Here is a 22,126-nt window from a genome sequence, read left to right on the forward strand (position 1 = left end):
GCCCCGCCTTGTCCCGCCCCCCTCTCATCCCGCCTCGCGCCCCCGCCTCACCCCACCAGTCGTTCCTCACCCCACCAGTCGTTCCAGCGCCTCCACCACCAGCGCGTGGTCCTCCGCCTGCGGAAGACCCGAGACCGTCACCGTGCCGACGATCCCCGCGTTCTCCACCGCGATGGGGAACGAGCCGCCGTGCGCCGCGTACACGTCCGGGTCCAGGCGGGACGACTCCTCGAAGGTCGTGCCCTTCGCGCGGAAACGGGTCCCCACGAGGAACGAGGCTGCGCCGTACCGCTCGACCACCCGGCGCTTGCGGTCGATCCACGCGTCGTTGTCCGCCGACGAGCCCGGCAGCGCGCAGTGGAAGAGCTGCTGCGCGCCCCGGCGGATGTCGATCGCCACCGGCGCGTTCCGGTCGCGCGCCAGCTCGACCAGCAGGTTGCCCAGCTTCCAGGCGTCGTCGTATGTGAAGTGAGGCAGCGTCAGGCGCGCTTCCTGGGACTCCAGTTCGGCGACAGTGGGGTTGCTCATGAGTGCGTGACCTCCAGCGTGATCGTCCTGCCCTCGGCGGCCGAGAGTTTCGCCGCCTCCAGTACGTCGAGCGCCGCCGCCGCCTCGTGCGCCGTCACCGGCGGTGCGGTGCCCTCGCGCAGCGCGGTGGCGATCCCCGCGTAGTACGCCGGGTAGTCGCCCGGCTCGGTCTCCACCGGGTTGCCGCCGCCCGTCAGCGCCGACTCGCCCGCGCCGATCCGACCCCACAGCGACTCGCCCTCCACGCCCCAGCCACGCTCCGCGCCGGGTCGCCTGCCACTGCGCAGGGCCGCCTCCTGCGGATCCAGGCCGTGCTTCACATAACCGGCCGCCGAGCCCAGCACCCGGAAGCGCGGGCCGAGTTGGGCGGTGGTGGCGCTGACGTACAGATGGGAGCGGACGCCGTTCGCGTGCGTGATCGCGATGAAGGTGTCGTCGTCGGCCTGGGCGCCCGGACGCCGTACGTCCCGCTCCGCGTACACCCGTACCGCCGGCCCGAACAGCACCAGCGCCTGGTCGACGACATGGCTGCCGAGGTCGTACAGCAGTCCGCCGATCTCCTCCGGCGCGCCCGACTCGCGCCAGCCGCCCTTCGGCTGAGGGCGCCAGCGCTCGAAGCGGGATTCGAAACGCTGTACGTCGCCCAGCTCACCGGACTTGACCAGGCGGGAGAGCGTGAGGAAGTCGTTGTCCCAGCGGCGGTTCTGGAAGACGGAGAGCAGCAGCCCGCGCTCCTCGGCGAGCGCGGCCAGCTCACGTGCCTCGGCCGCGCTGCCCGCGAGCGGCTTGTCCACGACGACGGGCAGACCGGCCCTGAGGGCGGACGCCGCGACCGGGACGTGCGTCTTGTTGGGGGAGGCGATGACGATCAGGTCCAGTTCGCCGGCCCGTGCCCCTGCCCACAGCTCTTCCGGCGAGGCGGTGAAACGTACGTCCGGGAACTCCGCGCGCGCCTGCGCCCGGCGCTCCGGATTGGAGGTGACGACGGTGTCGAGGACGAGCCCCTCGGCGGCGGTGATCAGCGGGGCGTGGAAGACGGAGCCCGCGAGCCCGTAGCCCACGAGCCCGACGCGCAGGGGAGTGCCTGTACCAGTCATGCGATCCACTTAAGCAACGCTGTTGCCAAAGTGCAAGGCCGGTGCACAATGGCCGATGTGAACAGAGGTACGGATACGGGCGCCGATCGGGAGAACACGGGCGCGGGCCAGGCGGAAGCGGGCTCCGACCCGGCAGCGGGCGCCGAGGAGGTGGCGAACGCGGCCGGCTGGGGCGCCAATCTGCTGATGCTGCGCGGCCACAACGCGGCGCTGGTCCTCGACCTGCTCCGGGCCGCCGGAGAGGGCGGCATCAGCCGGCTGGAACTCGCCGAACGCACCCGGCTCACCCCGCAAGCGGTCAGCAAGATCACGGCACGGCTGCGTACGGAGGGCATGGCGGAGGAGGCCGGCCGCCGTGCCTCGACGGGCGGCAAGCCCCGGACCGTGCTGCGGCTCGTGCCGTCCGCCGCGCACGCCGTGGGTCTCCACCTGGACCGCGACGAACTCACGGCGGTCCTGATGGACCTGGCCGGCACGCCGGTCGCCGTACGGACCGTCCCGTTCGACCTCGGAGCGGGGGCGGAGCGGGTGGTCGAGACGGCGGCGGAGCAGGTGGAGGCGGTACGGGCGGACGCGGTACGGCTGGACGCCGGAGCGGTTACGGATACCGGAGCGCGTACCCGTATGGAAACCGGAGCGCGTACCCGTATGGATACCGGCGCGCGTACCCGTACGGAAACCGGAGCGCGTACCCGTACGGATACGGCGCCGGGCGCGCGGGACGTGCTGGGTGTCGGCGTCGCGATGCCGGGACCGCTCGACCACACCACCGGCGTCCCCCGGAGCGTCACCGGGTTCCCGCAGTGGGAGGGGTTCCCGCTGCGTGACGCCCTCGCCGCCCGACTCCAGCTGCCCGTCGTCCTCGACAAGGACACCAACGCCGCCGCCCTCGGCCTCACCCTGCGCGGGCCCGGCGACTCCTTCGCGTACCTCCATCTCGGTACGGGGCTGGGCGCCGGCCTCGTCCTCGGCGGCGCGCTCTACCGCGGCGGACACACCAGGGCGGGCGAGTTCGGCCACCAGGTCATCCAGCTCGACGGGCCCCTGTGCTGCTGTGGCCGCCGTGGCTGCATCGAGGCGCTCTGTCTCGCGGCGGTCGCGCGCGGCGAGCCGGCCCAGGCGGCGCGAGTGCTCGGCGCCGGGGCGGCGAACCTGGTCGAGCTGCTCGACATCGACCGCGTACTGCTCGGCGGCCGGACGATCGTCGCGCACGAGGAGTGCTTCGTACGGGGCGTGGGCGCCGTCGTCGCCGACCGCACCCGGGGGTCGGCCGTCCCCGTCACCCTGGCGGAGGGAGGCGCGCACCCGGTGGCGGAAGGCGCGGCGCAACTCGTCCTCGCGCCGCTGTTCGGCCACGGCCTGGGCCGCCGCTCGTAACCCCGCGGCTGGGCCGATGAGGTGCATTCGTGTGAGGGTCCGGCCGTTCGGGGTCATGGCGCCCGGAGCGGGACGCCGGGGCATGGCAACGTCGAAAAGTCCGAATTGCGAGCCTGGCGGCGGCCGAACCGGCCTGCCGGGCGCCTGTGTTCCGACACCCCGACCGCTTCGCGATCAGCAAAGGCCACGCCACTCATGCGTCTGCGTCATGCCCTCGCCACCGGAGTCACCGCGGCTGTGACGGTCTCGTTCGCGGTACTGCCCGTGTTCACGCCGACCGCATGGGCGGCACCAGCACCAGGATCAGCATCAGCAGTCGCGCCCGACGGCGCGGGGACGGTCGACCGCCGTCCGGCGTGCGCGAAGGCGTCCGGCCGCGACTTCCCGATCGAGACCCGTATCCATGGCGGGCCCTCCTCCTACCGGCCCGGGGGCGACGCCGGGACCTGGTATCTCGATCTGACCAATACCACCGACCAGCCCTGCGGTGACATCCACCCGGTCATCGTCCTGGTCGACCGGGACCGGACGCTCGGCAACCCCCAGGTCACGCTGGAGACCCGCGACGACCACAAGCGCTGGCGGATTCTGTCGTTGGAGAAGTCCGACCAGGACGAGATCATCGGCGTCCTCGACGACGGTTCCCCCGGATTCGACGTACCGGCGGGCCGGACCGTCACCGTTCGCGCGCGGCTGGCCTTCGCGGCGGACACGAGCCCGAACGAGGTCGTGATGACGGCCGCGAGCGTCCAGCGGCGCGGTGACGACGGCGACTGGGTGGGCGAGTCCGACGCATACCGTTTCGAGGTCGGTGAGGCCGGGGTCGACGGCGAGCCGGGGAGCGAGGGTGAGGGCGCCAGGAACCGCGACGGCGACGCCGATACGGGTGCCCACGCGTCCGACAACCCGCACGCCTCCGACAACCCGCACGCCTCCGGCAATCCCGGTGCCCCGGGCAACCCCCATGCCTCCGGCACCCCCGGCCCCCACCGTTCCGGAGAACACAGGGAAGTCGCGGGCGCCCGCACCGATGACGACCCCCTGGGCCATATCACCGCCGCCTTGGCGCTGTTCGTCGCCGGAGCCATCTTGTTCGCGGGTATCCGGAGACTGCGGACCGAACGCTTCTGATACCCGGACACCCTGGCGCGGCCCGGCGCATCCCGGTGCCCCGATCCCGCCCGACCGCCTGACCGCCTGCCTATCCCACCCGCTGTCCGCCTTGCCCTGCCCTTCTCCGTCCCGACCGAGCGGTGGACACCCGCACCGCCCCTCAAACGCCATGGTTAGGCTGAGCGTGTCGGACAGTGGATTATTGGCCACCGCAGAGCGGAGAACAGTCCCGTGGCAGAGCGCAAGCCGATCGAGTCCTGGCTCACCGACATGGACGGTGTCCTCATCCACGAGGGCGTTCCGATCCCCGGCGCCGCCGAGTTCATCAAGCGTCTGCGGGATTCGGGCAAGCCCTTCCTGGTGCTCACGAACAACTCGATCTACACCCCGCGCGACCTCCAGGCCCGGCTCGCCCGGATGGGTCTCGACGTGCCCGTGGAGAACATCTGGACCTCGGCGCTCGCCACCGCCAAGTTCCTGGAGGACCAGCGGCCCGGCGGTACGGCGTATGTCATCGGCGAGGCCGGGATGACCACCGCCCTGCACGACATCGGCTACATCCTGACCGACCACGAGCCCGACTACGTGGTGCTCGGCGAGACCCGTACGTACAGCTTCGAGGCCCTGACCAGGGCGATCCGGCTGATCAACGGCGGTGCGCGGTTCATCTGCACCAACCCCGACGAGACCGGGCCCTCGACCGAGGGCCCGCTGCCCGCCACCGGGGCGGTCGCCGCGCTGATCACGAAGGCCACCGGCAAGGACCCGTACTTCGCGGGCAAGCCGAACCCGCTGATGATGCGGACCGGCCTCAACGCCATCGGCGCGCACTCCGAGACCAGCGCGATGATCGGCGACCGGATGGACACCGACGTGCTGGCCGGTCTGGAGGCGGGGATGGAGACCTTCCTGGTCCTGACCGGGGTGACGACACCGGGTGATGTCGACCGTTACCCCTTCCGCCCCTCCACGGTCGTCAACTCGATCGCCGATCTCGTCGACCGCGTCTGAGCACGTCAGCGAGGTTCGGGGGCACGTTCGGGGACAGGTGACCGGACCGCCCGCGGTAGCCGGCCGAGCCGCTGGGGGCGGGCAATCGGGCCGCTGCGGATGCGAGAAGCCGCCACGAGGGTGAGTCTTCTATGCACCAGGAGGTTCACCATGCGTCCATCGCTGATCGCTCTCCGTGCCACGTGTGCTGCCACCGCACTGGTGGTCGCGCCGGTCCTCGGCACCACCGCAGCGCAAGCCCATGACTCCGTGCGGGTCACGGTCATCCCGTCCACCGTCGCCCCGGGCGGCACGATCGAGGTCCGGGTCGAGGGCTGCAAGAGCCGCACGGCCGTGGCCAGGTCCCGGGCCTTCGACACCGATGCGGCGCTCTCCCGCCGTGCCTGGGGCGAGGACTGGAACCGCGACCAGGCCGCGTCGAGCAGGGACCGGAACCGCGCCACGCCGCTCTCCGGTCACGCCCGGATCAGATCGTCCGCGAGCGAGGGACGGCACAGGATCGACATCAGCTGTGACGGCCACGGTCACCCGGACTCCGGTGGCTTCGACATCGTCCAGCGGTCGCGGTCCGATCACCACTCGCGGTCCGATCACCACTCACAGCCCGGCCACCACACCAGGCCCACCGCGCCGGTACGGGCCGGAGGCGGCGGTACGGCACAACTCGCCGCGGACTCGGGCCAGAAGGCCGGACCCGGCACCCAGCACGCGGTGATCGGCCTGGTTCTGGCGGGCGTCGCGGCGGTCGCCGTGGCCGTCAGGAGCGTGCGCCGCAACCGTACGGGCGCACGGGACTCGGACTGACATGTCCTTCGGGGACGGTATGAGGAGCGCGGCGGGTGCCCGGGGCGCGAAACGAGCCCCGGCTGCGACGAGTGCGCCGGGCGGCGGCAGGCTGATGACCGGGGTGGCCTGGGCCGTACTGCTGCTCGGGCTGTGGCTCTGGGGCCGCGACGCCAACGGCCCCGGCGCCAACTCGGCCCCCACCACCGGCGATGTGGCCGCCGTCGGCCGCCCGCTGGCGGGTCCGCTGCCGCCACCTCGCACACCGGCCCAGCCGGCGGACCCGCGGCGGGTGGACATCCCGTCCATAGGGATCTCGGCCCCGGTCGAGCCGCGCGGCCTGGACAGTACGGGGGCGGTCGACCCGCCCCCGTACTCGGCGCCGCACACCGTCGGCTGGTACGGCGACGGCGTCAAGCCGGGAGCGATGGGCGCCGCCCTCTTCGTCGCCCATGTCGACACCGAGACGAAGCCCGCCGTCTTCTACGGGCTGAGCTCCGCCAAGCCGGGCGGCAAGGTCCGGGTGACCAGGGCGGACCGCTCGGTCGCCGAGTTCACCATCGACGATGTGCAGGTCTTCGACCGGGACCGCTTCGACGCGGCGAAGGTGTACGGCTCCCATGTGAAGTCGCGCGCCGAGCTGCGGCTGATCACCTGCGGCGGAACGTTCGACCGGCAGGCGGGCGTGTATACGGCGAACGTGGTGGTGTCGGCGTATCTGACGGGCGTGACCGAACCGCGCGCCAACTGACGGGTTCCGGTTCGCGAGCCGGGCACGCGAGTTGGGCTGACGGGCCCGGCTCGCGAGTTCGGCCGACGAGTTCGGTTATGCCCCTGGCCGCCGGAACCGGTGTGCCAGGATTGGCTCAACCGATCAGTTCAGGGCGGGGCGCCAGGGGGCGGTCTCAGGCACAGTGCGCGGTCGCGGCAGGCAGCGCGCCAAGGGGGAGTGGATGTACGGCAGTTATTCCGGCCGCGGTCGTTTCAGGGTTACGGGCCGGGTCCGGGCGGGCGCGATCGCGGCGGGGGCGGCGCTGCTGCTGTCGGGCTGTTCGTCCGACGGCGACGGCGATCGTGACAGCGACGGCGGAGGCGTGTCGGCCTCCATAGGCCAGCGGCCCAAGGCCGAGGACCCGTACTGGGTCAATCCAGACGGCCGGGCCGCCCGGCAGGTCGCCGCGTACGTGGACAAGGGCGACGACAAGAACGCCGCCCTGATCAGAAAGATCGCCGAACAGCCCGTCGCCGAATGGATCGGCCCCGACACCCCCGAAGAGCAGACCAAGGGCTTCACCGAAGCGGCCGCGAAGGCCGACCGGGACGCGCTGCTGGTCCTCTACAACATCCCGCACCGCGACTGCGACCAGTTCTCCAAGGGCGGCGCCTCGGACGGCAACGCCTACCGGGAGTGGATCGACAAGGTCGCCAAGGGCATCGGCGACCGCCGGACCACGGTGATCCTGGAGCCCGACGCCGTACTGCACCTGGTGGACGGCTGCACCCCCGACCAGTTCCACGAGGAGCGGTACGACCTGCTCAGGGGAGCCGTCCAGCGGCTCAAGCAGCAGCCGGCCACCACGGTCCACCTGGACGCGGGCAACGCCGGCTGGCAGACCCCGGACGCGCTCTTCGAACCGCTCCAGCGGGCGGGCATCGCCGAGGCGGACGGCTTCTCGGTCAACGTATCCAACTTCTATCCGACTGCCGCCAGCACGGACTTCGGCAAGAGGCTCTCCGCGAAGGTCGGCAACAAGCCCTTCGTGATCGACACCAGCCGCAACGGCAACGGCCCTTACACCAAGGGCGATCCCAGCGAGAACTGGTGCAACCCCCCGGGCCGCGCCCTCGGTGAACGGCCCACCACCAAGACCGGCGACCCGCTGGTCAAGGCCTACCTGTGGATCAAGCGTCCGGGAGAGTCGGACGGCGACTGCAAGGGCGGCCCCAAGGCGGGCGACTGGTATGCGGAGTACGCCCTGGGCCTGGCCCGGAACGCCCGGTAGCGCGGGCCGCCTCGACGTTCACCGCCCCGGCGCAGGCGCGCACCGGGGCGGGAACGGAAGGGCTCGGGGGAAGGTGGTGGAACCAGGACGCAGGGCCGTATTACGGCACGTCCACCCACACGCCCTTCGACGGCGTCCCCTTGTCGTCCGTCACGAAGACCATGTACCAGCCCGACGGGACCAGCGCGCTGTTCTTCGGGACCGTGACCTCGATGCCGTCCGCCGTCTTCTTCATGTCCAGCGCGATCGAGCGCTGTTCGACATCGGTGACATGGGTGACCGCGCTCGGGCGTATCAGCTTCGCCGTCCTGATCGACGCGGGGTTCTTCGTCTTGAACGTCGCCGTGTCGCCGCGCTCGATGGACTTGGGGCCGTCCGTGAGCAGGGGCCGCTCGCTCCGGTAGAGGTACGGCGGGGTGTAGATCTCGATCCGCTGCTCGAAGACGCCCGGCTTGGTATTGGCCTTGTCGGAGTAGAGCGAGTCCGAGCCGAAGATCATGACCCGGCCGTCGGGCAGCAGGAGCGAGCCCGAGTGGTAGTTGCGGCCCACCGCCGGGTCCGCGACCCGGGTGTACCGGCCGGACTTCGGGTCGTACATCCGGGCCTGGAGGACATCGGAGCCGCCGCGCCCCCGGTAGTCCTGCGAGCCGCCCGTGACCAGCACGCTGTCGTCGGGCATCAGGGAGGCACTCGGGTAGCGGGTGCCCTTCTCCAGTGACGCGCCGTCCTTGAAGCGGGGGTTGGGGTCCTTGAGGTCGACCAGCCGGGACTTCTCGCTGGACTTGTCGGACTCGCCGACGCCGCCACCGCCGATGACCATGAACTTCTGGTCCTGGGCGGGCGGCAGCATGACCGTCGCGGACGTCTCCATCAGCTTGGGGTCGCTCAGGCCCGGGATCTTGTCGAACGTGTTCGTGGCGAGATCCCAGATGCCCGGGTCACGGCCGACGTCGGCCGGTCCGTAGCCGGCGTTGGAACCGCTGTAGAAGAGCTTGCCGTTGTCCATCAGGAAGACCGCCGGGTACGTGGGGAACTTCCGGATGATCCCGGTGTACTCCCAGCTCCTGGTCTCAGGATCGTAGATCTCGTCCTTGCCGGGGACGATCTGGCCGATCTCGTCCAGCCCGGACATCGCCAGGACCTTGCCGTCCTCGAGCGTGGTCAGCGTGGGATACCAGCGGGCCTCGTTCATCGGGTCGACCTTGATGTACTTCTCCGCCACCGGGTCGAACTCGAAGGCCTCCTTGATGCCCTGGAAGTCCTTCTTGTCGAGCGCGAGCTTCTGCGCGATGCCGTAGACGTTGCGGGCGTCGGTGCCCTTCGCGCCCTGCACGCGGTAGTTGTCCTCGGTGCCGGTCTCGTACTTCTTACCCGACTTGCGCGCCTCGACGTAGATACGGCCCAGGCCGGCCTCGGTCCGCAGGAACGCGCCCGTGTTCTTGTCGAAGATCTTCCTGGCCTTCTCGACCAGGACCGGGTCCTTGGAGACGAACGTCTTGCCGTTCTCCTTGCCCGTGAACATCGTGCCCGCGGGCAGCGTGATCGGCTTGTCCGGGTCCTCGTTGTGGACGACCATCAGGCCACCGGCCTTGGTGATGTCGCCCTTCAGCTTCTCGTACCGCTTCGTACCGCCCGCCACCAGCAGGTTTCCGTCGGGCAGTTGGGTGTGCCCGGAGCAGAACATGTCCTTGGGCGTCGGGATCTTCGTGTACTTGTCGGTCGCCGGGTCCCAGAGCACCGACTCGAACTTGCCCGCGTCGAAGTTCTTCTGGTTGTTCCCGGAGCCCGCGATCAGCAGCACCTTGCCGGTGTGCAGGAGCGAGGCGTGAATCGAATTGATCTTGAACTCGGCCGGGACGTCGAGGAAGCTCCAATGGCCGTTCGCCGCCTTGTAGTCAGGGCGGTTGATCTTGTACTCGTGGTACTGCTCCGAGCTGAACCGGTAGAGCGCGGGTCCGTTGAAGCCGGCCACCGCGACGACCACCGCGGAACCTATCGCCAGGCGACGGGCGCGGTTCCTGCGGTGGTTCTGCCGGACGGGAATCGCGCTCATTTCTTACGTCCCCCAAGGGAAATCTGCTGTGCCTGATCGGTGGTGCCGGGCATCGTCGCCTGCGGAAGCCGCGCGGTCTGGGCCGGAAGCTGGGCTGTCTGGGCCGGAAGCTGCGCGGTCTGAGCTGTCTGGGCCGCCTGCGGAAGGTGTGCGGTCGGCGCCGTCTGCGCGGTCTGTACGGTCTGGGGAAGCCGGGTCGTCTGCGCCGACTGCGGGAATTGAGCGGTCTGCGCGTTCGGAGCCGTCTGCGGGGTGTCCGCCCACTGCGGAGCCGGCCGCGCCCCCCGCTTGTGCCGCCGCTTCTTCTTCTCCTCGCGCATTCCCCAGCGCCAGGCGAAGATCGGCGCCGCCGTGATCAGCAGGGCCAGCGTCGCCCAGGTGATCATCGCCGGATGGTCGTGCCCGAGGATGAAGGCGGCGACCATGGAGCCGCCGAAGACCAGAATGAAGAAGAGGTGGATCCGGAACGTACCGAACAGCGTGTCCGGGCTGGACGAGTCGCCCTTGGGCGTCACCACGAACGAACTCTTGCGGCGCAGCACCGCGTCCATCAGTGAACGGGCGTAGAGCGGCGCGGACATCGCGGACATCGCCATACCGGCCAGCCCGCCGGAACCCTCGGGCTCGTGTGGCGAGACGTTGTGGCGGCGGTTCCAGATGTAGAGGCCGATCTGGAGGGCCGAGGCATTGCCGTACAGCATCATCCAGATCGTCGGGTCGATCTGCACACCCGAGGCGCCCATGCCCAGGAACAGCGCACAACTCAGCGCCGCCAGGATCCAGTTGAGGGCCGACATCGGGTAGAAGATGATCATCATCGTGTAGTTGAAGAGCTTGCCGGGCGGCAGCGAGGAGAAGCCCTTCCAGTACTGCTTGAGGATCGTCTCGTAGGTGCCCCTGGACCAGCGCAGTTGCTGGGTGAAGAAGTCGGTCCAGGCGCTCGGGCCCTCGCCCACGGCCAGCACGTCCGGGGTGTAGACCGAGCGCCACTTGTTGCCCGACTCGGGGTTGCGGTGGCGGTGCATCTCGAAGCCGGTCGCCATGTCCTCGGTGATCGAGTCGTACAGGCCGCCGATCTGCTTGAGCGCCTTGATCCTTACGGCGTTGCTCGTACCGACGAACATGGGCGCGCCGTAGCGGTTGCCCGCGCGCTGGATCAGGGCGTGGAAGAGGAACTGCTGCGACTCGGCGGCCTTGGTGACGAAGGTGTCGTAGTTGCCGTAGACCTGCGGGCCGATGACAAAGCCGATGTCCGGGTCGCGGAAGTAACCGAGCATCCGCTCCAGGTAGTTGGGCATCGGTACGTGGTCGGTGTCCACGGAGGCGAAGTAGTCGTAGTCGTCGCCGTGCGCCTCGAGCCAGGCGTTGTAGTTGCCGTGCTTCGTCTTGGCGCGGTGCGCGCCCGTGGCCTGGTTCCACTTGGCTATGCCCTTGCGGGAGAAGTGGTGCACACCGAGGCGGGCGCAGACCTCCTTCACGGCCGGGTCGTCGCCCTCGTCGAGCAACCAGACGTGCATCAGCCCGCGATGCCTGATCCGTACCGCCGCCTCCAGCGTCTTCGTCACCATTTCGAGGGGCTCCTTGCCCGGTACGAAGGAGGTGAGGAAGGCGACCCGGGTGCCGCTCTGCGGCACGACGGGGACGGGGTCACGTGCCACCAGCGTGGCGTGCGCGTTCGAGAGGACGTTCATCGTACGGAACAGCTCGATCAGCCCGATCGAGACCAGCATGACGATGTCGAGGACGAGGAGCGTGTCGTTCTTGAGGTTCGGGTCGCGCTCCGTCCAGTGCTGGGGCTGCATCAGCCAGGCGAAGAGACCGATCGAGAGCAGCGGCGCCGCGCCGAGCAGCAGGGCGGCCCGGACGCGGTGCGGCTCCTGCGAGAGCAGCGAGCGGTACTGGACCTTGTACGGCTTGTCCGGGTCCGGCTTGGTGAGCGGGCCGGCGAGCCGGCTGTAGTGCTCGTAGTCGTACTTCGGCAGGGCCGCTTTCCGCGGCCGTGGCCTCGGTCCGCCGCTTCTGAGCTGCGAGGGAATCCGGAGTTGGGTGGTCCGGGACGCGTCGCTGTTCTGCCGGGTGCCATCTGGCGTTGACGTCATGAGTCATCCCCCCGCACGCACGCTTGCTGCGTGACTTATTGATCGGTTCATCCGGAATGGCCCCCTCGACCATCGGCCGGACGCGTCAAATGCGGCCTCCGCCCTCTGAAGACAGGAAACAAGGCCGCCCGGTTGCATGCAGCCGGCGACGGTCGCGACGCGTGAACGGGGCCCCCTGCCCGCCGGGCCCACCCGTCGGGACATCCCTACATTTCCTCGCGCCGCGTCCAACTGTTCGGGTCACACGCCCAATTGGAGTCAACGGCTCCAGGATAGGTTGTCCGACCGCCGTCGCCACCGCAAGGAAGAAATGGACTGTTTGTCGTTTATCTACGGGAATTGAGTGGCTGGTGTGACGGAGATGTTGGTGACATGTGGGGGAGATGTCAGTGCGCGAGTGCTGCCCTTCGCGCGTCGGAGTGAGTGATTTGGCGGGGAATATTAGGATTATGTGAAGTCATGAAGAGGCCGCCTCCGGGGCGGCTTCCAGGTGATCGAGGGCTGGCCGCAAGCCGGTTGTCGGTCGGTTGCGGAAACGAGAGAAGCCCCCTCACGTGATGTGAGAGGGCTTCTACTGTGCGTGCGCCGCCAGGGACTCGAACCCCGGACCCGCTGATTAAGAGTCAGCTGCTCTAACCAACTGAGCTAGCGGCGCCTGCTGACCTGGAGAACTCTACCCGATCGGGGTGGGTGGCTCCGACCATTTGATGGCTGTTGCGGCCTGTCGCATTGTCTTTTCGTACCTTTGATCCGTCAAAGTGTGATTTGTTCTGACAGTTGAGGAAGCGGCGCCCGTACGGATGCGCCCAACCATCTGATGAGTGTGGAGGGATCACATGACCGTCCCGGTTTTCGAGGAGTACGAGCCCGCTCTCGACTGCGCCTGCGCCGGCTGCGCCGAGCGGCGACGCGATCTGGCCAGAGGGCTGTCGGTGAAGGCGGGTGGCCATCCGGCCGCGCACGGCGCCCGGCGGGCGATGGTGCTGTTCACCGCGGCGGGCGTCGCGCTCGGTGCTCCGGGTGTGGCGGGTGCCGCGGACGCGGTGAGTGCGGCGGGTACGACAACGGCACACGCGGCCGGTCTGCCGAGCGGCTCACTGAACGGGGCGACGGCGGGAGCCCCGGCCTTCGGCCCCGACCCGACGAGCCCGCAGGGCGGGAGCGCTCCGCTGTACGGGCGTCCCCTGCCGGGTCCCGGGCCCAGCCAGCCGTCCGGGCTGCGCAAGTCCACCCGGACCGAGATCATCAACCGCGCCAAGCGGTGGGTGGCCGAGAAGGTGCCGTACAGCATGGAGAAGTACTGGTCGGACGGATACCGCCAGGACTGCTCCGGCTATGTCTCCATGGCCTGGAACCTCGACGGCAACGAGTGGACGGGCAGCCTGGACGCGTTCGGTGTGCGGATCGAGCGGGAGGAGTTGGAGCCCGGCGACATGCTGCTCTTCCACAATCCGTCCAACCCGGAGAAGGGTTCGCACGTCACGCTCTTCGGCGGCTGGACCGACAGCGCGCACTCGCACTACGTGGCCTACGAGCAGACGAAGCCGCACACGCGTACGCAGTCCACGCCGATGGCGTACTGGAACAACTCCGACCGCTATGTGCCCTACCGCTACAAGGGCCTGATCGAAGAAACCGACGGCAAGGGGCCGGACGCGGAGCCGGGTACCGGAGCGGCGGCCGCGTTCCCGGGGGCGGGGTTCTTCGGGCCCGGCGCCGACAACAAGTACGTCACGCAGCTGGGCGAGATGCTCGTGAAGCGCGGCGGCAAGCGTTTCTACGGCGTGGGCCCCGGTCCGCGGTGGACCGAGGCGGACCGGCTGGCCACCGAGGCGTTCCAGCTCGCGCAGGGCTGGCGCGGTACGGACGCGGACGGGTTGCCGGGGCCCGAGACCTGGCGGTACCTGGTGAACGGCCTGGGCAACGACATCCCGTCGCTGGGTACGGACGGAGCCGACAGCACGAGCGGGGGAGCCGGTACGGGCGCCGGGAATGCCGGGTCGGGCGGAGGAGCCGGTACGGGCGCGGGGAGTGCCGGTGCGGGCGGGAGCGCCGGTACGAGCGCCGGGAGTGTGCCGGCGTACCCGGGGGCCGAGCACTTCCGGCCCGGCCGGTCCGGTGCTTACGTCGAGCAACTCGGCAAGCAGCTGGTGCGCAAGGGCTTCGGCAAGCACTACGTCTCGGGCCCGGAGCGCCACTGGACCGAGGCCGACCGGCGCAATGTCGAGGCCTTCCAGCGCGCCCAGGGCTGGCGCGGCACCGAGGCCGACGGCTACCCCGGCCCCCAGACCTGGCGGCGACTCTTCGCATGACGGAGGCAAGGATGACGACGACCACCTCGCAACCGGACGACGGCGAGCGCGCACCCGGTGGCGCCGGGCAGGGGCCGCGGTACGAACGCGAGCGGCCGGTGTCGTCGTACGAGGACCGGCCGTACGGCGACGGGCCGTACGAGGACGCACTGGCGCCCCTCACCTACCCCGAGGCCTGGGACAAGCCCGGGGCCGGGGTGGTGCGGCCGCCGGAGGAGCCGATGTCCGGGACGTCCGATGACGTGCCTGGCGCACACGACACGCATGAGGCGCCACACGAGCCGCCGCATGAGCCGTCACGTGACACCTGGCCCGCACCGGAGGCCCCCCACGACGGGACCGCGCAGGACGAGGCTGTGGAACGGGTTCGCCTGAGCGGGAGCGGGAGCGGGAGCGAGAGCGCGGGTGCGGGTGCGGGTGCGGGCATGAGCGTGCCCGCCGGGGTCGCGGGCGCCGCGGTGGCGGGCGTCGGGGTGGCAGGTACCGGGGCGCCTCTCCGTACCGCGGCCGTCGGTGCTCAGGGCCCTCGGTGGAGTCCGCTCATCGTGGGCGAGAGCACCCAGGAGATCCCCGTGCATCTCCTCTTCCGCGACGAGGCCGACGTCCGTGGGGCGGAAGGGAGTTCCGCCGGTCCCACCGTGGTCGGACGGCGGTGGGGGACCGGTGAGCAGCCCCGGGTCCGACGGGTGCCGGCCCCCGCTCCCGTACCCTCCGTGCCGTCGCGCGGAGCGCCGTCGGGCGATCCCCGGCTCGCCGAGCGGCCCGGTCCCGTACTGCCCGGCTCCGCTGCCGCGATCGTCGGGCTCGCGGCGTTCCTCGCGTGCGCGGCGGTGCTCTGGTGGGCCGGGGTCCTGCCGGACGTCGTGACCGAGCCGCTCCGGCTGCCCTCGCGTCCGTACCACGGTCTCGGCGTCGGTGGCTGGAGCCTGCTCGTGCTCGGTGTGACGGTCATGTTCCTCGCCTTCGGCGGGCTCGGCCGCGGCGAGGTCGGGCAGGCATGGGTGCTGACGCTGTTCGGCGACTACCGGGGGAGCGTGCGCCGTACGGGACTGCTCTGGATGAGCCCGCTGCTGGTGCGCCGCTGGGTGGACGTACGGCTGCGGCACTGGCGCAGTGAGCCGATGCCGGTGGTCGACTCCAACGGCACCGAGCTGCGCGTCGTGGTCCTGGTGATCTGGCGGGTGAAGGACACGGTGCGCGCGGCCCTCGGGGTCGAGGACCATGAGGAGTATCTGCGGGAGCAGGTGGAGGCGGCGATGGCGCGGGTGCTCTCGCAACTGCCCGCCGACGCCTTCCACGACGAGGCGCCGACGCTGCGCGACGCCGAGGCGGTCGGGGACGCGCTGACCCGGATGCTGTCGGCGGAGTGCCGGCCCGTCGGTATCGACGTGTTCTCGGCGCAGCCGACACGGATCGAGTACGCGCCCGAGATCGCCGCGGCGATGCAGCGCCGCCGGATCGCGGCGATCGACGCCAAGCACCGGGACAGCGTGCTCACCGCGGTGGTGGACGCGGTGGACGACACCGTGCACCGCCTGACCTCGCGCGGACTGGTGGAACTGGACGACTACGAGCGCAAGGCACTGGTCAAGGATCTGACAGTCGCCTTCTACAACGGTCGGCAGGGAGCGGGGGAGCGGCTCTAAGTGGTCTGGACCTGAGCTGAATTTGTTATGGACACGGTCAAGTTCCGTCCATATTCTAGGAGTTGGTCCAGACCACAGATCGCTCGCTCTCCCCGCACGCGTGCAGCACGGTTCACCGAACTCCCCACGTTCTCTGGAGCGAAGCATGCGAAAGAAGATAAGCGCGGCCGTGGTCGGCCTCGCGATCGCCGGTGTATCTCTGCTCGGGACCGGCAGCGCCAGCAGTCACGGCTACACCGACTCACCCATCAGCCGCCAGAAGCTCTGTGCCAACGGCACGGTGGCGAACTGCGGCAACATTCAGTGGGAGCCGCAGAGCGTCGAAGGGCCGAAGGGCTTCCCGGCTGCGGGGCCCGCCGACGGGAAGATCTGCTCGGGCGGCCTCAGCCAGTTCGCGCAACTCGACGACCCGCGCGGCGGCACCTGGCCCACCACCAGGCTCTCGTCGGGCCAGAACTTCTCGTTCCGCTGGCAGTTCACCGCCTCGCACGCCACGACGGACTTCAAGTACTACATCACCAGGAGCGGCTGGAACCCCTCCCAGCCGCTGACCCGCTCGGCTCTGGACTCCCAGCCGTTCCTGACGGTGCCGTACAACGGGCAGCGGCCGCCGAGCACGCTGTCGCACTCGGGGACGCTCCCGTCGAAGTCCGGCCGGCACATGATCGTGGCGGTGTGGACCATCGCCGACACGTCGAACGCGTTCTACTCGTGCTCCGACGTCCAGTTCTGACTCCGCGGACCGTTCTGGTCCGCTGACGTGGCCGATCCGCTGACGTCTCGTCAGTGGCGATACGACCCTTGGGGGGCGCGGCGCACCGCCGGGCCGCGCTCCTCAGGGGGCCAGTCCCGCGTTCCACCGCCCGCCCCGCCGGCTCCGCCGGCGGGGCGGGTTCGTTCGTTCGGCCCGGGTCCCTTACACGTGCTTCCCCTGATCGTGGGAAGACGGACCGTGAAGATACTCCGGAGATATGCGGCGGGCCTCCGCGCGACAGTGTCAAGTGGTGGTTTTCGGCTGTCTGTTCACGCCGGAGGGGTTTCCGGACGCCTGGATGTTGGGGACCATTCCCGCAAGGGTCATCGCGCGTAGACCCCTGCGACAGCAAGGCAGTTCAGGCTAAGGGCGCTCCGTGCCACCCCGGGCCGGGAGCGTCTCCCCCCACCACTCCAACCGGAGGTTTTTGGTCATGCGCAGACGTCTGGCACTCCCGCTCATAGCCGCTGTACTCGCCCTCCCCGCCGCCCTGTTGACGAGCGGTCAGGCGGTCGCCGCCCCCGCCGACAAGCCGCAGGTCCTCAGCGGCTGGACGCAGGAGTCCGCCGCCAGCTACAACTCCTGGGTCGCCGCCCGGGGCAACCAGGGCTCCTGGTCGGCCTACGGCTTCGACTGGACCACGGACTACTGCTCGTCGTCGCCGGACAACCCGTTCGGCTTCCCCTTCCAGACCGCCTGCGCCCGCCATGACTTCGGCTACCGCAACTACAAGGCGGCCGGCCAGTTCGACGCGAACAAGGCACGGGTGGACTCCGCCTTCTACGCCGACCTCAAGCGGGTCTGCTCGGGCTACTCCGGCGCGTCGAAGACGTCCTGCGACGCCACGGCGTGGACGTACTACCACGCGGTCGACATCTTCGGCGTGACTCCGATGGTGGACGGTTCGAGGTCTGTCGCCTGACACGAGTAACGCGCACGCGAGAAGGTCCCCCCGCTGGTGCGAGGGGACCTTTCCGTGTCGGTGCGCCGCCAGGGACTCGAACCCCGGACCCGCTGATTAAGAGTCAGCTGCTCTAACCAACTGAGCTAGCGGCGCCTGCTGACTCGAAAATAATACCCGCTGCTCCGGGGTGCTCCGGACCACGGCGGGACCACGGCGGACCATGGTGGTCGGCCCCCGGGCCCGACCTAGATCGTCAGTGAGATGGCCATCGGGGCGGCCCTGCGGTTCAGGGTCTCCGCCGCCGAGCGCAGCCGGTGCGCGTGCTCGACCGGGAGGGACAGGGCCAGGCAGCCCACCGAGGACCCGGCCGTCAGCGGGACCGCCGCGCAGACCGTGCCCACCGCGTACTCCTGGAGGTCGAGCACCGGGACCGTCGGCGGCTGGCTGTCCAGCCGGGAGAACAGCAGGCGCTCGCTGGTGATCGTCCGGGAGGTGAAGCGGGCGATCTTGTGCCGGGCCAGGTGGTCCCGGCGGCCGTTCTGGTCCAGCTGGTTCAGCAGGCACTTGCCGATCGCGCTGGCGTGGGCCGTGGAGCGGAAGTCCACGTACTCGTTGACCGCGGGCGTGAGCGGGCTGTCGGCGACCTGGGTGACCCTGATCTCACCGTCGATGTACCGGCTGATGTAGACGGCCGCGCCGACGGAGTCGCGCAGCTCGTGAAGGGTGTCCTGAAGCCTGGCCTCCAGGGCCTGCCGACGGGCGACCGCGGCCGAGCCGGAGCCGGAACGAGAGCCGGAGCCGGGGTCCGGGCCGGAACGAGAGCCGGGGTCCGGGCCGGAACGAGAGCCGGGGTCCGGGCCGGAACGAGAGCCGGAGCCGGGAGCGCCGGCGGCCGTCCCCGGTCCCGAGCCGAGAAGCGTCAGGGAGTCTCCGGGCACATACGCCCCGTCCGGGATCCGCTCCACGTACCCCTCGCGGCGCAGCATCGACAGCAGGGGCGCCAGATGTCCGGCCGGCAGCCCGCTCTCGCGGGCTATCTGTACATCGGTCACTCCGCCTTCGTACCTGGACACGACTTCCAGGACACGCAGCACATAACGCACCGAGTGAAATGGCGCGGTGGGTTCCGGCCTCAGCACCACGGTTCCCCCCAGCAGGTTGTGACCGCACGCTCACACACCACGATAGCCGCCAAATGCCTGGTCCGGGGTGGCTGCCGAACACGGAAACGGTGCGGCCCAGGGGGCCTGCGCTGGGCCGCACCGCTTCGGCATGTGCCATGGGCAAACTTTTTCATGGAGCGTGAGGTCAGAGCACCGCACCGAGGAACTCGCGGGTACGTTCGTGCTCCGGGGCCGAGAAGATTTTCTCGGGCGGCCCCGACTCGATGACTTTGCCGGAATCGAACATCAGGACATCGTCGGAGATGTCCCGGGCGAAGTTCATCTCGTGGGTGACGCAGAGCATGGTGATGTCCGTGGAGTGCGCGATGTCCCGCAGCACGTCCAGCACTCCGGCGACCAGCTCGGGGTCGAGCGCCGAGGTGACCTCGTCCAGCAGCAGGATCTGCGGCCGCATCGCCAGCGCGCGGGCGATCGCCACCCGCTGCTGCTGGCCGCCCGAGAGCTGGGTCGGCTTCGCGCCGTGGCGGTCGCCGAGGCCGACCAGGTCGAGCAGCTCGCGGCCGCGCTCCTCGGCCTCGTCCCTGCTCAGGCCGAGCACCCGCACCGGCGCCTCGGTGATGTTGCGCAGCACGGTCATGTTGGGGAAGAGGTTGAACTGCTGGAAGACCATGCCGATGTTCTTGCGTACTTCGCGTACGTGCTTGTCGTCGGCGGGGAACAGCCGCTCACCATTGACGGTGATCGTGCCCTCGTCCGGCTTCATCAGCGTCATCAGCAGCCGCAGGATCGTCGTCTTGCCGGAGCCGGACGGGCCGATCAGGGTGACGTGCTTGCCCGGCCGCGCCGAGAAACAGAGGTTGTCCAGGACGGTGTTCTTGCCGAAGCGCTTCGTCACGTTGTCGAAGCGGATCAGCTCCCGGGCACCGGCGGTGGCCGTGGCTCCGGCGGCGCCCGGGGAGAGGGGGGAACTGGCTGGGGTGGGGGTGTCAGCGGACAAGACGACGCTCCAGGGCTCGCATGAGAAGTGAAGCCGGGTAGGCGATGAGGATGAAGGCGATTCCGACCACGGTCAGCGGCTCCGTGTACTGGAAGGTCGCCGCGCTCTCCAGCCGGGACTGCTGGAGCATCTCCAGCACGCTGATCCCGGCGAGCAGCGGAGTGTCCTTCAGCATCGCGATGACGTAGTTGCCCAGCGCCGGCACGATCCGGCGGATCGCCTGGGGCAGGATCACGGCCACCCAGGTCCGCCCGGTCGGCAGGCTGAGGGCCGTCGCCGCCTCCCACTGTCCGACCGGTACGGCGTCGATGCCGGCCCGGTAGACCTGCGCGGTGTACGTCGAGTAGTGCAGGCCGATCGCGATCGTGCCGGTCGCCAGTCCGGAGAACTGCACGCCCCACTCGGGGAGCACGAAAAAGAAGAAGAACAGCTGCACCAGCAGCGGGGTGTTGCGGATGAACTCCGTGACGGCGTGGACCGGCCAGCGGACGAAGCGGGTCGTCGCCCGGAATCCGATCGCCCAGACCAGGCCGAGGGTGAAGGAGAGGAGCGAGCCGAGCACCAGCACCTGAAGGGTGAGGAGCAGCCCCTCGTAGAAGCGTGGCATGAAGTCCGCGACGGCGGACCAGTCCCATCCGTTCACTGGGCACCTCCCGGCGTCGCGGTGATGCCGATCCCGGCCTTGGTCCTGACCTCAAGAGCCCGCATGCCGCGAGCGAGGATGAACGCGATCACGAAGTAGATCACCAGTGTCACCGAGTAGATCTGGGCGCTCTCCTGGGTGGCGAGGCGCACCAGGTAGGCGGCGAACGACACATCGGCCACGCCGATCAGGGAGACCAGCGCGGTGCCCTTCACCAGCTCGATCAGCAGATTGCTGAACGGCGGGATCATCTCGGGTATCGCCTGGGGCAGCATGATCAGCCGCATGCGCTGCCAGGGCGTGAAGTTCAGGGCGATGCCCGCCTCGCGCTGCGCCGGTGTCACGGAGTTCAGCGCGCCGCGCACGACTTCGGCTCCGTACGCCCCGTACGACAGTCCGAGGGCCAGCACGGCCGCCCACATCGGGACCAGGGCCCAGCCGAAGAGGCTCGGCATGACGAAGAACAGCCAGAACATCAGCACCAGCGCCGACGTGCCGCGGAAGATCTCGGTGTAGAAGCCCGCCAGGAAGCGGACGAAGCGCGACCGGTGGGTGCGGGCCATCCCTATGCCGAAGGCGACGGCGGCGGCCAGCAGGGCGCTGAACAGGGTGAGTTGGAGGGTTATCCAGATACCGGGGAGTACCCAGTGGGTCCAGAGGCCGGCTGTCATTTGCACAGCTCCTCTGCGGTCAGGGTGGTCATCTCCGCCTGGGTGAAGCCGAACGGCTTCAGGATGCGGAACAGTTCGCCGCTCTTCTTCATCTTGTGGATCTCGACATTGAAGGCGTCCCGGAGTTCGCTGTCGGTGGGGCGGAAGGCGAAGCCGCCGCCGTCGACCTTCTTCTTGCCGTCCACCAGCGGTGCGAAGGGCTTGGTCGCCTCGGCCTTGCGGCTCTTCTTCACCACGTCACGACCCGTGAGCGCGGTCCCGGCGAAGACATCGACCCGGCCGGACTCGACGGCGTTCAGACCCGCGACGGGATCCTGGAGGATGACGAGTTCCTTCTCGGGGACCCCGGCGGCCACCGCGTAGTCGATCTCCGCGTAGCCGGAGCCGGTGGCGATCTTCGCCTTGGTCTTCACCACGTCCTGGTACGAGTGGAGCCCCTTGGGGTTGCCCTTGCGCACGATGAACGAGTCGAGCATCTGGTACTCGGGGTCGGCGAAGATGACCTGCTGGCAGCGTTCCTTGTTGATGTACATCCCGGCCGAGACGACATCGAACTGCTGCGCGTTCAGCCCGGGGATCAGCGAGGAGAAGTCGGTCGCCACGGGCTGTACGTTGCCGATGCCCAGGCGCTTGAAGATCACTTTGGCGAGTTCCACGGCCTCGCCGGTGAAATCGCCCTGGTCGTTGATGAACCCGTACGGTGACTCGCCCGCGATGCCGAGCCGTACCGTGCGCTGTGATTTCAGCCGGGCGAGTGTGTCACCGGTGGGAACTTTGCTGCATCCGGCGGTTCCGAGTGCCCCCGCGGCGCCCAGCACAGCCGTGCCCAGGAGCAGTGAGCGTCGTCGTATTGGTGGTTTGGGTAGTTTTATTGTTCTTTTCTTATGGTGCTCTGGTGGTGGAGCCATGGGCGCGCGGCTACCCGACTCCAGTCAGGTTATGCGCATCATTTTGAGCCGATCATGTGCTCGCCCGGGTGCCCTTGACTCGGTGGACCAGACGAGGATCATG

General features: G+C 69.4%; 19 protein-coding genes and 2 tRNA genes. 10 read left to right on the forward strand and 11 right to left on the reverse strand.

What is annotated here, in order from left to right; genetic code table 11:
• Window positions 1-66: 66 nt before the first annotated feature.
• Both ACIOJD_RS07420 and ACIOJD_RS07425 read right to left on the reverse strand, forming a co-directional pair.
• On the reverse strand, window positions 67-528 hold the full coding sequence (locus ACIOJD_RS07420) for a heme-degrading domain-containing protein (RefSeq protein ID WP_401909409.1): 462 nt from the start codon (window positions 526-528) through the stop codon (window positions 67-69).
• A complete protein-coding gene (locus ACIOJD_RS07425) occupies window positions 525-1,625 on the reverse strand; it encodes a Gfo/Idh/MocA family oxidoreductase (RefSeq protein WP_401909412.1) in 1,101 nt (366 codons plus the stop codon). Before ACIOJD_RS07425 ends, ACIOJD_RS07420 begins: the two co-directional genes overlap by 4 nt.
• Window positions 1,626-1,811: 186 nt before the next feature.
• Here ACIOJD_RS07425 and ACIOJD_RS07430 point away from each other — a divergent pair, with 186 nt between their 5' ends.
• The 6 genes from ACIOJD_RS07430 (at window position 1,812) to ACIOJD_RS07455 (ending at window position 7,912) form a co-directional block, all read left to right on the forward strand.
• Window positions 1,812-3,002, forward strand: coding sequence for an ROK family protein (locus ACIOJD_RS07430; protein ID WP_401911606.1), 1,191 nt, complete (start codon window positions 1,812-1,814; stop codon window positions 3,000-3,002).
• Window positions 3,003-3,197: 195 nt separating this feature from the next.
• Window positions 3,198-4,133: a cell wall protein gene (locus ACIOJD_RS07435; RefSeq protein ID WP_401909414.1), complete on the forward strand. Its 936-nt coding sequence runs from the start codon at window positions 3,198-3,200 to the stop codon at window positions 4,131-4,133.
• 213 nt (window positions 4,134-4,346) lie between these two features.
• Entirely contained in the window at window positions 4,347-5,126 is a 780-nt protein-coding gene (locus ACIOJD_RS07440) for an HAD-IIA family hydrolase (protein WP_401909416.1), read from the forward strand.
• A gap of 150 nt (window positions 5,127-5,276) precedes the next feature.
• On the forward strand, window positions 5,277-5,930 hold the full coding sequence (locus tag ACIOJD_RS07445; protein ID WP_401909419.1) for a hypothetical protein: 654 nt from the start codon (window positions 5,277-5,279) through the stop codon (window positions 5,928-5,930).
• 19 nt (window positions 5,931-5,949) lie between these two features.
• A complete protein-coding gene (locus ACIOJD_RS07450; RefSeq protein WP_401911608.1) occupies window positions 5,950-6,660 on the forward strand; it encodes a class F sortase in 711 nt (236 codons plus the stop codon).
• A 202-nt stretch (window positions 6,661-6,862) separates the two neighbouring features.
• The gene (locus tag ACIOJD_RS07455) at window positions 6,863-7,912 is read left to right on the forward strand and encodes a glycoside hydrolase family 6 protein (protein WP_401909422.1); all 1,050 of its coding nucleotides are present in this window, start codon (window positions 6,863-6,865) and stop codon (window positions 7,910-7,912) included.
• A 100-nt stretch (window positions 7,913-8,012) separates the two neighbouring features.
• Here ACIOJD_RS07455 and ACIOJD_RS07460 read toward each other — a convergent pair whose 3' ends face one another.
• The 3 genes from ACIOJD_RS07460 to ACIOJD_RS07470 form a co-directional block, all read right to left on the reverse strand.
• A complete protein-coding gene (locus ACIOJD_RS07460; RefSeq protein ID WP_401909425.1) occupies window positions 8,013-9,965 on the reverse strand; it encodes a galactose oxidase-like domain-containing protein in 1,953 nt (650 codons plus the stop codon).
• Window positions 9,962-12,064 carry a glycosyltransferase family 2 protein gene (locus tag ACIOJD_RS07465; protein ID WP_401909428.1) on the reverse strand — a complete coding sequence of 701 codons (2,103 nt, stop codon included), beginning with the start codon at window positions 12,062-12,064 and terminating at the stop codon, window positions 9,962-9,964. Before ACIOJD_RS07465 ends, ACIOJD_RS07460 begins: the two co-directional genes overlap by 4 nt.
• A gap of 581 nt (window positions 12,065-12,645) precedes the next feature.
• A tRNA-Lys gene (locus tag ACIOJD_RS07470) sits at window positions 12,646-12,719 on the reverse strand.
• Window positions 12,720-12,900: 181 nt separating this feature from the next.
• Between ACIOJD_RS07470 and ACIOJD_RS07475 the strand changes: the two genes are divergently transcribed.
• From ACIOJD_RS07475 to ACIOJD_RS07490, 4 genes are all read left to right on the forward strand, one after another.
• Window positions 12,901-14,376, forward strand: a complete 1,476-nt coding sequence (locus ACIOJD_RS07475; protein ID WP_401909431.1) for a peptidoglycan-binding protein — start codon at window positions 12,901-12,903, stop codon at window positions 14,374-14,376.
• Window positions 14,377-14,387: 11 nt separating this feature from the next.
• Window positions 14,388-16,022, forward strand: coding sequence for an SPFH domain-containing protein (locus tag ACIOJD_RS07480; protein ID WP_401909433.1), 1,635 nt, complete (start codon window positions 14,388-14,390; stop codon window positions 16,020-16,022).
• A 145-nt stretch (window positions 16,023-16,167) separates the two neighbouring features.
• On the forward strand, window positions 16,168-16,755 hold the full coding sequence (locus ACIOJD_RS07485) for a lytic polysaccharide monooxygenase (RefSeq protein ID WP_401909436.1): 588 nt from the start codon (window positions 16,168-16,170) through the stop codon (window positions 16,753-16,755).
• A gap of 454 nt (window positions 16,756-17,209) precedes the next feature.
• Window positions 17,210-17,698 carry a phospholipase gene (locus ACIOJD_RS07490; protein ID WP_401909439.1) on the forward strand — a complete coding sequence of 163 codons (489 nt, stop codon included), beginning with the start codon at window positions 17,210-17,212 and terminating at the stop codon, window positions 17,696-17,698.
• A gap of 61 nt (window positions 17,699-17,759) precedes the next feature.
• Here the strand turns inward: ACIOJD_RS07490 and ACIOJD_RS07495 are convergent.
• From ACIOJD_RS07495 to ehuB, 6 genes are all read right to left on the reverse strand, one after another.
• A tRNA-Lys gene (locus ACIOJD_RS07495) sits at window positions 17,760-17,833 on the reverse strand.
• 92 nt (window positions 17,834-17,925) lie between these two features.
• A complete protein-coding gene (locus ACIOJD_RS07500) occupies window positions 17,926-18,822 on the reverse strand; it encodes an IclR family transcriptional regulator C-terminal domain-containing protein (RefSeq protein WP_401909441.1) in 897 nt (298 codons plus the stop codon).
• A 166-nt stretch (window positions 18,823-18,988) separates the two neighbouring features.
• Complete coding sequence (gene ehuA / locus ACIOJD_RS07505; RefSeq protein ID WP_401909444.1) at window positions 18,989-19,801, reverse strand: ectoine/hydroxyectoine ABC transporter ATP-binding protein EhuA; 813 nt, start codon at window positions 19,799-19,801, stop codon at window positions 18,989-18,991.
• Window positions 19,791-20,408 carry an ectoine/hydroxyectoine ABC transporter permease subunit EhuD gene (ehuD, locus tag ACIOJD_RS07510; RefSeq protein ID WP_401911611.1) on the reverse strand — a complete coding sequence of 206 codons (618 nt, stop codon included), beginning with the start codon at window positions 20,406-20,408 and terminating at the stop codon, window positions 19,791-19,793. The genes ehuA and ehuD overlap by 11 nt, the downstream gene beginning before the upstream one ends.
• A gap of 32 nt (window positions 20,409-20,440) precedes the next feature.
• Window positions 20,441-21,115: an ectoine/hydroxyectoine ABC transporter permease subunit EhuC gene (ehuC, locus tag ACIOJD_RS07515; RefSeq protein WP_401909446.1), complete on the reverse strand. Its 675-nt coding sequence runs from the start codon at window positions 21,113-21,115 to the stop codon at window positions 20,441-20,443.
• Complete coding sequence (ehuB, locus tag ACIOJD_RS07520; protein WP_401909449.1) at window positions 21,112-22,023, reverse strand: ectoine/hydroxyectoine ABC transporter substrate-binding protein EhuB; 912 nt, start codon at window positions 22,021-22,023, stop codon at window positions 21,112-21,114. Before ehuB ends, ehuC begins: the two co-directional genes overlap by 4 nt.
• Between the last annotated feature and the right edge of the window lie 103 nt (window positions 22,024-22,126).

This window comes from Streptomyces sp. NPDC088116 (assembly GCF_044741745.1).
GTDB lineage: Bacteria > Actinomycetota > Actinomycetes > Streptomycetales > Streptomycetaceae > Streptomyces.